The organism is Acidicapsa dinghuensis, assembly GCF_025685685.1.
GTDB classification, from domain to species: domain Bacteria; phylum Acidobacteriota; class Terriglobia; order Terriglobales; family Acidobacteriaceae; genus Acidicapsa; species Acidicapsa dinghuensis.
On sequence record NZ_JAGSYH010000004.1, the window covers coordinates 639,971 to 653,878 of the forward strand.

Annotated in this window: 10 protein-coding genes and 2 pseudogenes; 5 read left to right on the plus strand and 7 right to left on the minus strand. The window is 54.6% G+C overall.

Going from position 1 to position 13,908, the window contains the following annotated elements; genetic code table 11:
• Positions 1 to 157: 157 nt before the first annotated feature.
• Positions 158 to 796 carry a response regulator gene (locus OHL22_RS13600; RefSeq protein ID WP_263338213.1) on the minus strand — a complete coding sequence of 213 codons (639 nt, stop codon included), beginning with the start codon at positions 794 to 796 and terminating at the stop codon, positions 158 to 160.
• 241 nt (positions 797 to 1,037) lie between these two features.
• Here OHL22_RS13600 and OHL22_RS25070 point away from each other — a divergent pair.
• From OHL22_RS25070 to OHL22_RS13615, 3 genes and pseudogenes are all read left to right on the plus strand, one after another.
• Positions 1,038 to 1,238 (plus strand): annotated as a pseudogene (locus OHL22_RS25070) (hypothetical protein); the annotation flags it as partial.
• A gap of 1,197 nt (positions 1,239 to 2,435) precedes the next feature.
• Positions 2,436 to 6,179: a chemotaxis protein CheB gene (locus OHL22_RS13610; protein ID WP_263338219.1), complete on the plus strand. Its 3,744-nt coding sequence runs from the start codon at positions 2,436 to 2,438 to the stop codon at positions 6,177 to 6,179.
• Positions 6,180 to 6,612: 433 nt separating this feature from the next.
• Positions 6,613 to 7,011, plus strand: coding sequence for a response regulator (locus OHL22_RS13615; RefSeq protein ID WP_263338222.1), 399 nt, complete (start codon positions 6,613 to 6,615; stop codon positions 7,009 to 7,011).
• Between the two features lie 86 nt (positions 7,012 to 7,097).
• On the opposite strand, the gene OHL22_RS13620 is transcribed toward OHL22_RS13615, so the two are convergent.
• The 4 genes from OHL22_RS13620 to OHL22_RS13635 all read right to left on the minus strand — a co-directional run bounded on the left by OHL22_RS13620 (position 7,098) and on the right by OHL22_RS13635 (position 10,105).
• On the minus strand, positions 7,098 to 7,256 hold the full coding sequence (locus OHL22_RS13620) for a DUF3309 family protein (RefSeq protein ID WP_263338225.1): 159 nt from the start codon (positions 7,254 to 7,256) through the stop codon (positions 7,098 to 7,100).
• A 28-nt stretch (positions 7,257 to 7,284) separates the two neighbouring features.
• Complete coding sequence (locus OHL22_RS13625; protein WP_263338229.1) at positions 7,285 to 7,812, minus strand: DUF1440 domain-containing protein; 528 nt, start codon at positions 7,810 to 7,812, stop codon at positions 7,285 to 7,287.
• Positions 7,813 to 7,869: 57 nt separating this feature from the next.
• Positions 7,870 to 8,880 carry an SDR family oxidoreductase gene (locus tag OHL22_RS13630; protein WP_263338232.1) on the minus strand — a complete coding sequence of 337 codons (1,011 nt, stop codon included), beginning with the start codon at positions 8,878 to 8,880 and terminating at the stop codon, positions 7,870 to 7,872.
• A 67-nt stretch (positions 8,881 to 8,947) separates the two neighbouring features.
• Positions 8,948 to 10,105 carry a glutathione-independent formaldehyde dehydrogenase gene (locus OHL22_RS13635; protein ID WP_263338235.1) on the minus strand — a complete coding sequence of 386 codons (1,158 nt, stop codon included), beginning with the start codon at positions 10,103 to 10,105 and terminating at the stop codon, positions 8,948 to 8,950.
• 288 nt (positions 10,106 to 10,393) lie between these two features.
• Between OHL22_RS13635 and OHL22_RS13640 the strand changes: the two genes are divergently transcribed.
• Together OHL22_RS13640 and OHL22_RS13645 are read left to right on the plus strand one after the other, a co-directional pair.
• On the plus strand, positions 10,394 to 11,191 hold the full coding sequence (locus tag OHL22_RS13640) for a histidine kinase dimerization/phospho-acceptor domain-containing protein (protein ID WP_263338238.1): 798 nt from the start codon (positions 10,394 to 10,396) through the stop codon (positions 11,189 to 11,191).
• A gap of 168 nt (positions 11,192 to 11,359) precedes the next feature.
• Complete coding sequence (locus OHL22_RS13645; protein ID WP_263338240.1) at positions 11,360 to 12,073, plus strand: MgtC/SapB family protein; 714 nt, start codon at positions 11,360 to 11,362, stop codon at positions 12,071 to 12,073.
• A gap of 19 nt (positions 12,074 to 12,092) precedes the next feature.
• Here the strand turns inward: OHL22_RS13645 and OHL22_RS13650 are convergent, their stop codons facing one another.
• Positions 12,093 to 13,241, minus strand: coding sequence for a glycoside hydrolase family 15 protein (locus tag OHL22_RS13650; protein ID WP_263338912.1), 1,149 nt, complete (start codon positions 13,239 to 13,241; stop codon positions 12,093 to 12,095).
• 222 nt (positions 13,242 to 13,463) lie between these two features.
• A pseudogene (locus OHL22_RS13655) lies at positions 13,464 to 13,829 on the minus strand (trehalase-like domain-containing protein); the annotation flags it as partial.
• Positions 13,830 to 13,908: the final 79 nt, after the last annotated feature.

A 13,908-nucleotide genomic window follows, 5' to 3' on the forward strand; every position in this document is an offset into this window, starting at 1 on the left:
CCACTTCCTGCTGAAAAATGCGTGCGAAGTTGCGTTCCACGGGTGTGTGCCAAGGAGACTCTCGCTTGGGGAGTTTGCGACCGGGCGACGACGCCTGAAAATTTGCGGCGTATCGTCGCGGACAATTCCAATAAGTCCGATCGGTCGTTGTCAGCGTTTAACGGTGCTGTGTGATGCCATGGTGTAGCGCATATCGAGTCAAGTCCGCAATAGAAGAAAGCCCGAGGATTTCCGCAATGCCGCCGCGATGAAATTCGACAGTTTTTGCTGAGATGCTGAGTGCTGCTGCAATCTCCTTTGTTGACTTGCCTTCTGCGATCAGCTGCAGAACTTCGCGTTGTCTTGGAGTAAGGGGGGAACTGACAATTCTTAGCTTGTCAGAATTTTCGCGTACGAGCCTGGCGTAGGCTTCACGTAGCGAAGGCGTGACATAGGTGCGCCCTTGCAACACTGTTCGGAACGCATCGACGAGTTCACCGAGAATATCCTGCTTGGCAACAAAGCCCACAGCCCCAGCGCGAAACGCCGCCAACAGGTATTCGATGTCATTCTGCTGAGTGACACAAACGATCCGGCTGTCAGGGCAGGAGACCTTCAGCCGTGTCGCTGCTTCAATTCCATTCATTGCGGGCATTCCGATATCCAGGGTGATGAGATCCGGACGAAGGCGTTCCGCTTGGAGAACCAAATCACGTCCATTTGAAGCGCTGCCGAGGACTTGAAACTCCGAGCGCAACAGACTGGAGATCCCTTCCACAAGGAGAGGATGATCGTCCGCGATGAGAACTGTCTTCATGCCCATAGAGCGCGCCAGTATGCCCGAGTCGATGCGCCGCCCCGACTACTCTGATGCCGGAAAGCCAATCTGCCGTCACTGGTCTTTCTAGATCTCCGTGTGCATCATCCCTAGGAGCGGTCCTAGTTACGTTCGAGCGTCTTCAACTCCTAGGATAAAGGAAATCGCAGCATCGGATCTGCAACATCAAGGCAAGTCCTCGTGAAACTGGAGGGTTGAATCCGCGTCTCAGGAGATTCCTATGCCACTCGTCGTTATTTTGGTGGTCGGCCAAGATCCCGTAATCCTCCAAACGCGCTCTTCGATCCTGCGCTCTGCAGGCTATGCGGCGCGGGAAGCCTCAACCATTGCTGAGGCGATTGAATTGTTTCAAAATGGCGACTTTGATCTCATTCTTCTATGCCATTCCCTTCCGCTGAACGACCGTGATCGAATCGTCCGATTCATTCGCTCCGCCGGTTCGCATGTTCCAATTTGTACTGTTTCTTCGGCTTCGGGGGATTTCCAAGCCGGCCTCACCGACAGGGTACTGTCGAGCAGACCGCAGGACCTGATAAAGGAACTTGAGGCCACTGTGACCGTCGAGCACTTGCCGCAGAGCATGGCGCACGCAGGATACTTCCACTAGCCCATTCCGCTTGCGAAACATGTCGATCGCCAGATCGCGCGCGTTCTGTGCTACTTCAAAGCTGTGAAGTCCACTCAAAGCCGCTATTGCTGAGCTGGGAATGCTCCTAGGTTCTATTCGCGGTGGGTTCTGAAATACTGCCATGTTTGATGACCGTGAACAGCTCGCTTAAGAGATTCCGCGATGATCCGCCCTCCCCAAAAGTTTTCTCATGTTTCGAACCCCGATGGTACCGTGTTTTCTTTCTGCCGCACGTGCATGACCGTCGTTTCAGTCAAGCGCCGGGCCGAAGAACTCGACGTTCTTGAGAAGGCGCACGAGTGTAGTGCCGACCGTTTGGCGTCCGTATTGGAAACTTTTCATAACGACGGCTCAGGTGTTCAAAAGAGAGAATATGTGTGCTGAATTCTAGACAAATGCTGACGATCCTTCGTAGTTTCGGCGCTTTTCACCCAAGCTGCATCTAACCTTGCAATCAAGAGCCGTTAACCGCTGACCCGGCTTGCTCCTCTTGAAGAGGAGCAAGCTATGGGAATTCATACCGCAGATTGCTCAACCAGATGTTCCCTGGAAGAGCGCCGGATTCGATTGGTCAGCAAGCTTTCTGCTTTGACGACCAGGCTGACACACCTTATAGAGAAAAACCACACAACTTTTCTCGCAGCCAAGGCTGATTGCGAAGACGCACGAAGAGAGCTCGCCGATGTTCGGCGGCAAATCCACGATCATAAAATTGACCACAAATGCTCCTCGTATAGCCTTTAGCGGTGGCTCTTCTCGGGTCGCGACTTGGTCTTTGCTCGGAGCGGCCTCTTTCGCCGAACAGCGTGATTTCCTATACAAGTCATTAAGTTCACCCGGTAGACGCGACTTGACGCCTCTTTCCCTTCAGCCTCTCCCTGCCGTGCTGAGCACCGCAGGTTGCTGATTCCGCCTGTGTTCGAGTGCTAGAATCCAAAGCAAATCGGGACGCAGTACGAGGCGTCGTCGCGAAATCCTCGCTGGGCAACAATGGCCACGGCCGCGCGACCGGGCCAGCTCCGGCTCGGAAGGTGGTTTGTGAACAAAAAGCCCAAAAATCAGAAAAAACTGACTGCGAAATCATCTCAGCCGCCACAAGAACCGATCGTGGTCGGGATCGGAGCATCTGCCGGGGGGTTAAACGCCCTGAAGCACTTGTTTGAGCACGTGCCGTCCGACAGTGGCTTGGTGTTCGTGGTGGTTGTTCATCTTTCGCCGGAGCATAAGAGCTTCCTTCCCGATTTACTTCAGCCCAAAGTGCGCTTTCCGGTAAGGCAAGTCACCGAGACCACGCTGATTGAAGCAAATAACGTTTACGTTATTCCCCCCAACGCCAATCTGAGCGCCATCGATACCCACTTGCGTTTGTCGAAACTGGAGGAACTGCGACGTGGACGCGCTCCGATCGATCATTTTTTCAAGACGCTCGCAAAGACTCACGACGGCAATGCCATAGGCGTCATTTTGACCGGCACCGGTTCCGACGGCACGCTGGGACTGAAGGAGATCAAAGCAAAGGGTGGACTGATCATTGTCCAGGATCCGAATGAGGCCGAATTTGACGGAATGCCGCAAAGCGCAATTGCCACTGGACAGGTTGACCGGATTCTTCCTCTCGCAGAAATTCCCGAAGCGCTGCTCCGGTATGTCAGAACCGACCCGCGAGTAGCAGTGCCTGAGGATGGGAAAGAAGGCGAGCAAAACGAGCGAATCCTTCTGCCGAAGATTCTGGCGATTCTCAAGACTCGGACGGAGCGAGATTTCAGCCGCTACAAGCCAGCTACGATTCTGCGCCGCATCGCCAGACGAATGCAGCTGAACTACATTGAGGATTCTAATCATTACCTGGAAAGGCTGAGAGAAAGTCCCGAAGAAGCTCGCGCGCTCGCGGATGATCTTTTGATCACCGTCACCAGTTTCTTTCGCGATCCGGACGTCTTCATGAAACTTGAAGAAGAGGTCCTTCCGAAACTATTCGAGGGTAAAAGTTCCAAGGACCATCTGCGTGCCTGGTCGGTCGGTTGCGCAACAGGTGAAGAAGCTTACTCTCTGGCAATGCTTTTGATCGAAGCAGCAGGGCGGAGAGAGGCGCCTCCACAAATCCAGGTGTTTGCTTCTGACCTGCACAAACGGTCTTTGGATTCGGCTCGCGATGGGATCTATCCGGGTGATATCGAAGCCGATGTAAGTCCAGAGCGGCTGAAGCGATTTTTCCAGAAAGAAAACGGCGGCTATCGCATTCGCAAAGAAGTCCGAGATCTGGTGGTATTTGCTCCTCACAACCTGCTTGGAGATCCACCGTTTTCCCGAATACACCTGATCTCCTGCCGCAATCTCTTAATCTACCTCGATCGCTCCGTTCAACACGATGTGATCGATCTCTTTCACTATGCACTATGTCCGGACGGATACCTGCTCTTAGGGACTTCAGAGACCGTCGAAGCCACTGAGCTTTTCAAGACAGAGGATAAGAAAACTTGCCTATTCCGCAAACGCAATGTGCCGGCGCCGGAACCGCGCCTTCCAGTTTTTCCGCTTGCCCGCCTCAGCACAGGAGGAGAAGCTGTTCCAACGCCAGCATACTCGCCGGGAACGATACCCTATGAGGTCCTTCATCAAAACATGCTGGAGCGATATGCGCCTCCAAGCATATTGGTAGGTCCCGACGACAAACTGGTTCATCTCTCCGAACATGCGGGACGATATCTGATTCACCCAGGTGGAACGCTCACCGCTAGTGTCGTGAAATTGATTCGAGAAGAACTTCGGATTGAATTGCGCGCTCTGCTTCAGCAGGCCAGAGACAAAAGAGAGCCTCTGGACTCGAGAGTTATTCCGGTACGTTTTAACGGACATCCCGTTCCCGTAGTAATGCACGTACGGCCAGCACGGGAAACAGAGCAGGAGGGATTGGTCCTGCTTATCTTCGATGAGCGACCCGATATCAAGAATGAGGACGCGGCAGCAAAACCCGGTGCTGCTTTACCCTCGGGACATGAGGCCGAACGAATTGCGCAGCTTGAGACGGAGCTCAACGTCGCACACCAGCGCCTCCAGGCCATCATCGAAGAGTATGAAACCAGCCGCGAAGAGATGAAGGCTTCCAATGAGGAGATGCAATCTTCGAATGAAGAATTGCGCTCCACGATGGAGGAACTAGAGACATCGAAGGAGGAACTGCAGAGCATCAATGAGGAACTTCAGACCGTAAACCAGGAGAATCGTCATAAGGTCGAGGAACTCTCTCAACTATCGAGCGACCTGCAGAACCTCCTTTCCGCAACGGAGATTGCCACGTTATTTCTTGACCGCGACCTCCGAATCCTGCGGTTTACGCCTCGCGTCGCCGAATTGTTCAACATCCGCGTGACAGACCGGGGCCGCCCCATCTCCGATTTGACACATAGGTTGGGATATGAAGAACTACGAGGCGATGCGGAGGTGGTGCTGAGCCGATTGGTTCCCGTCGAACGAGAGATCGAGGACGACTCCGGCCACTGGTTCCTCACACGAGTTCTCCCCTACCGCAGTACAGATGATCGCATCGAAGGGATCGTCCTTACCTTCATCGATATCACCATGCAGAAAAGAGCAGAAAACGCTGTCCGCGCATCGGCGCGCGAGTTGTTCGCCGAAGGTGCGTGGCTTCGGACGTTGCTCGATAGCTTGAGCGATGGAATCATCGCAATCGACGGTGAAGCGAAAGTCAGTTATCTGAGCCCTGGAGCTGAGCATCTGACCGGCTGGCGACGACCCGAAGCGTTAGGCAGGTACATCGACGAAATTTATAACCTGCGCACGATGACGGGGCAGGCTGTCGAGCAATCTCAACCACTGAAAGCGCTTTCGGTTCCATTCAAGACCAGCAAAGAGCGCTTCCTCTTGCGTTCGCGCGGCGGGCAGACCACTCCGATCGAAGATTCGTCAGCATCGATTGTTGTGGCGGGTCAACCTGAGGGTGCTGTCGTAATCTTCGCAGACGTGACTCAGCGATTGCTTCAAGAGCAAGCGCAGGAGGATGAGCGCGAGCGCTTGGAGGGCGAAGTCCATAAGGCATCGGGTGAACTTGGTCAATCACGCGCCGAACTCAGAGCGCTCTCCGCTTATCTCATCAACACTCAGGAACAGGAGCGGAAGAGACTTGCGCGGGAGCTGCATGACGATTTCGGTCAACGCATGGCGCTTTTGAGCCTCCATACCGATCGTGCACTCGAACATTTGCAGAAAAGTCCGAAGGAAGCGGAAGAGTTGCTCCAGAGAATCCGCGCAGAAATCTCCACACTCAACCAGGAAATAAGGCAGGTATCGCACAGCCTACATCCCTCGGTCCTTGAAGATCTTGGTTTGCTGGCTGCCCTGCGTAGCCTGATTGATGGATACCGAGATGACGGCACTGAGGTCAGTATTAAATTGCCCGACGAAATACCTTCGCTCACGGTCGATGCGACGACGGCCCTCTACCGCGTGGCTCAGGAGGCACTCAGAAACATCCTTAAACATGCGCCGGGAGCACCAATTCAGCTCGCCTTGGCGGTTGAAGACAGCGCTGTGCAACTCACAGTTCGCGACGGAGGACCAGGCTTCGATATCGCCAAGATAAGGCTGGGAGGAGGCTTGGGCATTTTGAGCATGAACGAGAGAGCTCGGCTGGTGAACGGAACCCTTCGCATCGAATCAAGCTCGGACAACGGCACTACTGTTACTGTGCGCGTTCCCGTAGAGACGCCTCATTGAGGAGCTCTGTGCGAGATCGCAATTAAAGTCACTTCTCGAGTATCGTTGTGACCATTTCGATAAGAGTATTCGGGTGAACCGCAGGATCATTCCGAGCGTCGTTGCAACCATCCATCAAACGCTTAGATGCAATACCCTCCTACTAGGGAAAACCCTAGTACCCGATGCGACTTCCGTATCGTCAAAAAGCCCGCCGACATCCAGGCGTCGAAACAACCGCGACAACACGAAGGCTCGGCTTCCCTAGCCTTTCCTAGGAGTGCTCCTAGTTACCTTTTGGGGACTATGGAAAATAGGATGAGGGCAGATGGAGTGGAGCACTGGTCCATTAGTTCTTTTTCGAAGTTGGGATCAGAGTGCGCGCCGTGGCCTGTCATTGCCAATTCCACGAGTACGATGTGCTAACGAAGCTTCCGGCTCGAGAGGACAATGAATGCCAGCAAACGGAAAACCTCGCATCTTCGTAGTTGACGATGAGCCAACGATTGCTTCCACGCTCGGGATGATCCTGAACTCGTCCGGCTTTTCGGCGACTGTCTTCACCGACCCTCTGGAAGCGTTGCGGGCCGCAGAGACACAATGCCCAGATTTCTTGATCTCGGATGTCATGATGCCAAAGCTGAACGGCATCGATTTAGGGGTGCAGTTCAAGGCGATTTTTCCCAGTTGCAGGATTCTGTTGTTCTCGGGCCAAGCAACGACTTCGGACCTGCTGGAGACTGCCCGGAAAAACGGACATAATTTTAACCTGCTCACCAAGCCAGTTCATCCCTCGGATTTGCTTGCTGCCATTGAGGCAATCGACACTCTTGAGGCGGTGGATGGGAAGTGACAGCATCGTCGCAACAATGAGCCCCGAAAGTCGCCCGACGGGTGCTGGACGGAGGCCCACGCGAATCCTCCGAAATTAGAATTTATTTATAGTCGCGTGCGGCTTCTCCCAAACAGCAGATATAGCAAAACGATAATCAGGATGAGATCGAGACCACCGCCACCGTAGTAGCCAATTCCAGGTCCCATGTAATATCCGCCGCCGCCAACCGCAAGGATGAGCACTATCAAGATGATGATGAACATGAATTCCTCCGCTTATGTGATCCGCCCTCTAAAGAAGGCTTCGAGCTATGCGTCGAACGCATTCCGTAGTTATGCCGTAGACGAGGTGAGCAGCAAGTGGCGAAGCCTGCGCAGTTGCGGGCTGATCCGTTGGTGACGGCCCAAGTTTTAGAGCGGGAACAGCAATGAGGTCGGCCCCGGTAAAGAGAAGCGATCCGTACGTTGCTCCGAATCCAGCCCGAATTCCGGGCCAGAGCTCAGCGAATGCGCCGTATAGGGCTCCCATGAGACCGCCGAATGCATAATGCACGATTGGACCCGATTTCTGCCTTTCCTCCCAGGAAAGGTGTTGGCCGCCCGTCACCGCACTTGCGATAGCGTCGGCGGTCTTCATTGTGGCGTCTTCCTTCGGTTCTTCGCTTTCAATTGCTTCGCGCTCATTCTCCTCTGGAGTTTGCACTGCCTGCTGCAATATTTGTCCCGGGCCTGCCATGAATTCATTCATCACCCATGAGGCCACCAATCCGGCAGCCAAACCCGCAACGATCCCGCGCGCTACATGTCTCTCCTGACCCATGACAATCTCCCTTGCTGTCCCGCACCCAATAGAGCGTTCTCAATTCGCTACGCGATGCTAAGGTTGTCCCCCACCGCCGCCAGCACCATAGATATTCCCCGTGGTGTAGCTGGCATCATTGGCGGCAAGCTGCACATAGATGCTCGCCAGTTCCGCCGGCTGACCGGCTCGACGAAGCGGATATGTCTCACCAAAATGGATCAGATGGTCTTGCGTCGCACCACCGGAAACTTGCAGGGGTGTCCAGATTGGGCCAGGTGCGACGCCATTCACGCGTATCCCTTTAGGCCCGAACTGCTTCGCAAGGGACTTCACATAATTCATCGTCGCAGCCTTCGTTTGCGCATAGTCATAGAGATTGCCAGCTGGGTCGTACGCCTGCTCAGAGGTGGTCGCAATGATCGCGGAGCCAGGACGCAGGTGAGGAAGGGCTGCCTTGATAATCCAGAAGGGCGCATAGATGTTCGTCTTCATGGTTGCGTCGAATGCTTCGCTCGTGAGTTGCAGGATGTCTTCGCACTGCTGTTGTCGGCCCGCGTTGGAGACGACAATATCGAGGCCGCCTAATCCCGCGATCGCCTTAGCAACGAGTTCTTTGCAGTACGTTTCTTGTCGCAGATCTCCGGGCGCTGGAATCCCTCTACGCCCCTCGGCTTTGATGAGCTGGATGACTTCGTCGGCGTCGGGCTCTTCGGTCGGATAGTAACTGATGACAACATCCGCCCCTTCTCGCGCAAATGCGATGGCTGCGGCTCTTCCCATGCCAGAATCGCCACCTGTGATGAGTGCCTTTCTTCCTTTTAGCCGCCCGGTGCCTTTGTAGCTCGTCTCGCCATGGTCGGGTCGGGGATTCATTTTGCTTGCTAGTCCTGGCCACGGTTGTGATTGGCCCGGATAAGGTGGCTTTGGATACTTCGTGGTGGGGTCGACAAAAGGCGCCGCTGTGTCCTGAGTCGAAGTCTGGGCACCCGCCGTGGGGATTGCAGAGCTGAGCGCAGCACCGGCCAGACCCGCTCCGACATGGCTAACGAGATTGCGCCGGGAAATAAATTTGTCTGAAAGGCTCATCGTTCCTCTCCGAACTTCCGGTGTGCAGCAGGGGGGTATTGGTTTTGTCTCGGGAAGAGCCACAGAACTAAGCCGCATTTGGATGGAGAACCACCTTGGTCCATCCCTTGTCACGGTTGTCAAAGTGCATGTAAGCGTCGGGAGCTTCTTCGAGCGACAGCTCATGCGAGATGATCAAAGATGGATTGGCCTTGTCCTGATGAATCAGGTCGCGCAGGCGACGGTTGTAGGCTTTGACGTTGCACTGTCCCGTGCCCATCTTCTGGCCTTTGAACCAGAACTTGCCGAAATCGAACGCGATCTGACCTTTCTTCGCAAGCTCATCTTCGCTCTTTGGGTCCTGCGGAATGAACACCCCGATCACTCCAATCTGTCCCGTGGCTTTCACCGCATCCACGAGGGCATTCATGGTGAGATTCGGAATCTCTTTTCCTCGGCCATTTGTACATTGATAACCGACACATTCCGCCCCGCAATCGGCTCCCCAGCCTCCGGTAGCCTCACGAATTTGATCGCCGATATTGCCCTTCTTCGTGTGAATAGGAGTGGCGCCAATCTTGTCAGCAAGTGCCAGTCTTTCCTCGATATCATCGACGACGAAGATCTGTGCCGCCCCTTGTATGCGCGCGGACATTGCGGCCATCAGCCCCACTGGTCCAGAACCGTAAATTACGATGGACTGCCCCGGCTCGAGGTTAGCGAGGCGAGTAGCATGCCAGCCTGTCGGGAAAATATCTGACAACATCACATAGTCGGTCTCCTTTTCGTCTGCGTCCGGGGGAAGTTGCAAACAGTTGTAGTCAGCGTAAGGAACACGCACGAATTGGGCCTGACCGCCGCTGTATGGCCCCATGCCGGCAAAGCCATAGGCCGCTCCGGCCATGCCGGGCATCACAGACGAATCGGCGCAAGTGAGACAGTAGCCGCTTAAACCGCGCTCGCAATTTGCGCAGAAGCCGCATCCGATGTTGAAAGGAAGGACGACCTTATCGCCGACCTTTACGGTGTCCACTGCGTCACCCACTTCAACAACCTCCCCGAGGTTCTCATGCCCGAGAATCTTGCCCTTCTCGACATTTGTGCGCCCCTCGTACATATGCAGGTCAGAACCGCAGATATTGGTGGTCGTCAGTTTGAGTAGCACATCGGTGTGCTTTTCGATTTTCGGATCTGCAACATTATCGACCGAAACTTTCTTAGGCCCGTGATATACAAGTGCCTTCATGACATTTCTCCTGAGTCCCGCAGGTGGCTACCCAACACGGACAATTCTGATTCAGCTTTAGCGGGGTCCGCTGCGAAGTTCGGAGAGGGCCAGAACACACCAAGCTTCTGCATAGGATGCACGCGGGCTCGGCGGCGTTCATTCGAAATGCAATCGAGATACTTCCGCCTAGGAGTGTTCCTAGGTGAGTTCCAAGGACAAAGAGATATATGCTGGACAAACCAGTTTTGTCCCCGCGCTGCAACGGAAGAATGGCCTCGGGACATCCCGGTAAAGGGCGGTGTGCCGATGACCGTAGACACCGGGATGGACACACGGAATCTCTATTCGTCGCAGGATTTCCTGTCTCGACATCTTCACCCCGACAATGCCGAGCGCAAGGTTCGAGTTCTTCGACGAATTGCTCATCTCCTTGCGGAACGTCCAGGTGACGCACTCCAGGAATTGGTCAACATCGCGGTGGAGGAATGCAACGGAGACAGCGCCGGAGTGAGCCTCGAAGAGCAGCTACCGGATGGCACGATCCAATTCCGTTGGGTTGCTGTTGCCGGCAGCTTTTCACGGTATCTCGGTGGGACCACTCCGCGTGGATACAGTCCCTGCGGGACCTGCCTCGATCGCAACTCCCCGCAGCATTATCGGCTGTTTAAGCCGTATTACGACTTTCTCGGCGTGTACGCCGAACCGATCCTCGACGGCATCTTAATCCCGTGGCACGGCCCTGATGGGGAGGGGACGATATGGCTGGTTTCCCATCGCTCAGCAATGGAATTCGATATGAGCGACTTCGAGCTCCTTTCGATGGTCGCTGAAATTGTCTCCGTTGCGGTCGCATTCGATTCCAGACATCGGTCAGATCGAAATCACGATCTGCAAGAGGGGCGGGACGAGAGGAATTCGGAACTCGCCCATGAAATCAATAACCCCCTTCAGAGCATTTCCAACACAATTTTCTTGGCCGAACAGAATCCCGGCGATAATTCGGAATTCCTCAAGACTGCCGCGGAACAATTAAAGAGGCTGTCTGATCTTGTCGCGCTATTAGTGAGTAAGAAACAGTCATGGCCCGCAGCGTCGTCCAAATAAGGAATCGCCCTTGGGAATTTCCCCCAGGCTGTAACCTTGAAGCCGCTGACTCGTCGCTGGGCGAGTGTTGGTGACAGGAATTCAGCATCAGACTCTTGATATGTTTTCTTTGCGCTTCTCGCCGCGTGGCGCTTCGGCATTGGTTGCCGTGTCATACAATTCTCAACTATGACCACTGACGTTCATTGGCCCGCGATTGCATTTCGGCTCCTCCTGACGATCATCGCGGGAGCTGCACTGGGAGCCGAGCGCAGCAAAAGCGGTCATCCTGCCGGACTGCGGACGACACTTCTTGTGACGCTCGCCGCGTCAATCGCCATGATCCAGATGAATCTGCTGATTCAGACAAACGGGAAACCTTCGAATTCCTACGCAGTCATGGATCTGATGCGTCTGCCTCTCGGCATCCTTACCGGTGTCGGCTTTATTGGCGCGGGAGCGATCGTTCGGAAGGGCGAGATGGTGCTCGGCATCACCACCGCAGCAACCATGTGGTTTGCAACGGTGGTTGGGTTGTGTCTCGGCGGGGGACAACTGGTTCTGGGCAGCACGGCAACCGTGATTGGCTACCTGGTTCTTTGGGCGCTCCGTTTCGCGGAGCAACGCTTAGAGACCTACCAGAGGGGTGCATTGACGGTCGTCAGCGAGGGCAATCATGTTTCCGCCCAATCGTTGTCGCGCCTTCTGCGTTCCGAACGAATCCATATAAAGTCCGCGTCCGCACGCTATGAGGAAACAGAACATCGGAACAGGTTCCAATTCGAAATAAGGTGGCACAGAGAAGACCCCGCCGACATGCCCGATGTCATTGAGCGCCTGCGGCAATTGCCCGGGATAATATTGTGCGATTGGAGCGGTACTGGAAAGCCGATGAAGGAGTAGTCACGCCTGCCGTCTACATCTAACGAGAGGCCAGCATTCTCGCGGCATTGACAAGAGCAATATGGGACAACGCCTGGGGGAAGTTTCCCATGAATTGAGCGCGATCCGGATCATATTCCTCCGACAAAAGCCCGACGTCGTTTCGCAGATCGACGACTCTCTCAAAAAGATTCTCCGCGTCGCTCCATCGTTTGGCTCCAGCAAGATTCTGGACCATCCAGAAGGAGCAGGCGATAAAGGCGGATTCACGATTCTTGCGAGAATTCGGCGTGAACCGATAAATCAAGCCGTCTTTGGATAGCTTTTTCTGGATCACATCCATCGTGCTCCTGACACGCTCATCTCCGAAGGGAAGGAACCCAAAGATCGGCAGGAGTAAAACGGAGGCGTCAAGAACCGCAGAATCGAAAGATTGAACAAAGCTACCGAGTCGACGGTTGAATCCTCTGCGGCATATCTGCCGGTGCAAGCGATCCTTAATCATCTTCCACTCCTGGCTTCTTCCTCTTGTGCTTTTGACGCCGTGATCGAGAGCTAGCCAGGCCATCGCCTTCGAGTAGGTATAGTGCCTTTTGTGATCCCGCTGCTCCCATAAACCCGAGGCAGGCTGACGAAAGTTGGCAGCAACGCAATTTGTCAGGTCGTTTTGGAAACGGTGAAGGCGCCTGTCTAGATTAAGACCGGCCCGCTTCATGCTCACTATGGCATCTGCGACCTCACCGTACACATCCAATTGCAGCTGATCGGATGCTGCATTTCCCAACCGGACTGGCTGCGACCCTCGATATCCCTGGAGCCATGGAAGCTCGCACTCGGGAAGATGCCGCTCACCCCGCATACCATACATGATCTGTAATCTTTGCGCATCGCTTCCCACAGCCTGAAGAAGCCATTCCTGCCAAGCCCTAGCCTCTTCAGTCAAACCAACCGAGAGTAGCGACTCAAGCGCAAACGCAGCATCGCGGAGCCAGCAGTAGCGGTAGTCCCAGTTTCGACCCTCGCCAAAATACTCCGGCAAAGAGGTGGTAGGAGCAGCGACCATCCCGCCAGTGGGCCGATAGGTGAGCGCTTTGAGGGTGATCAGAGATCGCTCTACGACTCCCTGCCATGCTCCGTCATAGCTGCTTTGAGCACACCATTCCGTCCAGAACCGCTTCGTTTCCGTCAATGCCTTTTGCACATTGACCCGTCGCGGAGGTCCCTCTTGAGCATTGGCATAGGTCAGAACGAAAGAACGGTACTGACCTCGTTTTAGCGTGAATTCCGCAGTCGCAATTTCGCTTTTTGTCTGGATCGGTTGCTTAGTACGGAGGTATGCGATTCCGACACCAGCGGCTGCTGTCCAAGTATTTCCGTCTCGCTTGCCCGTCCATGGAACCGTGCGGCCATAATCGAATCGAAGGCACAGTTCCATCTGAACGGTTATTGAGCCCTCGACACACGTGGCGATCCGAACAACGTCGGAATGAGTCTCTCGCACCGGCATAAAATCGGTCAGTAAGAGGACGCCTGCAGCCGTTTCGAATCGGGTTTCAAGAATTAACGTGCGCTCCCGATACCGCCTTGTGACTTTTCTGCAGCTGCCTCTCGGTGCAAGCAGCCATCTGCCATTTAGCTCGGTTCCGACGAGCGCCGCAAAGCAGGCTGGTGAAGAGAAATCGGGCCAGCACAGCCAATCTATCGATCCATTCTTTCCCACAAGCGCAGCTGTCTCGCAATCACCAATCAGGGCGTAATCTTCGATTTCAAGAGACATCGCCGCAACCCTCGCTCATCCAGGAATCGATCGAGATGTTAGATGCCGATTTGGTCTGCACGACCCGCATCTAAGACGT

Excerpts from the sequence above, each read along its gene's own strand:
- OHL22_RS13635 (WP_263338235.1), bottom strand. The coding sequence starts at position 10,105 with ATGAAGGCACTTGTATATCACGGGCCTAAGAAAGTTTCGGTCGATAAT.
- OHL22_RS13600 (WP_263338213.1), bottom strand. The coding sequence starts at position 796 with ATGAAGACAGTTCTCATCGCGGACGATCATCCTCTCCTTGTGGAAGGG.
- OHL22_RS13620 (WP_263338225.1), bottom strand. The coding sequence starts at position 7,256 with ATGTTCATCATCATCTTGATAGTGCTCATCCTTGCGGTTGGCGGCGGC.
- OHL22_RS13645 (WP_263338240.1), top strand. The coding sequence starts at position 11,360 with ATGACCACTGACGTTCATTGGCCCGCGATTGCATTTCGGCTCCTCCTG.
- OHL22_RS13610 (WP_263338219.1), top strand. The coding sequence starts at position 2,436 with ATGGCCACGGCCGCGCGACCGGGCCAGCTCCGGCTCGGAAGGTGGTTT.
- OHL22_RS13630 (WP_263338232.1), bottom strand. The coding sequence starts at position 8,880 with ATGAGCCTTTCAGACAAATTTATTTCCCGGCGCAATCTCGTTAGCCAT.
- OHL22_RS13615 (WP_263338222.1), top strand. The coding sequence starts at position 6,613 with ATGCCAGCAAACGGAAAACCTCGCATCTTCGTAGTTGACGATGAGCCA.
- OHL22_RS13640 (WP_263338238.1), top strand. The coding sequence starts at position 10,394 with ATGACCGTAGACACCGGGATGGACACACGGAATCTCTATTCGTCGCAG.
- OHL22_RS13625 (WP_263338229.1), bottom strand. The coding sequence starts at position 7,812 with ATGGGTCAGGAGAGACATGTAGCGCGCGGGATCGTTGCGGGTTTGGCT.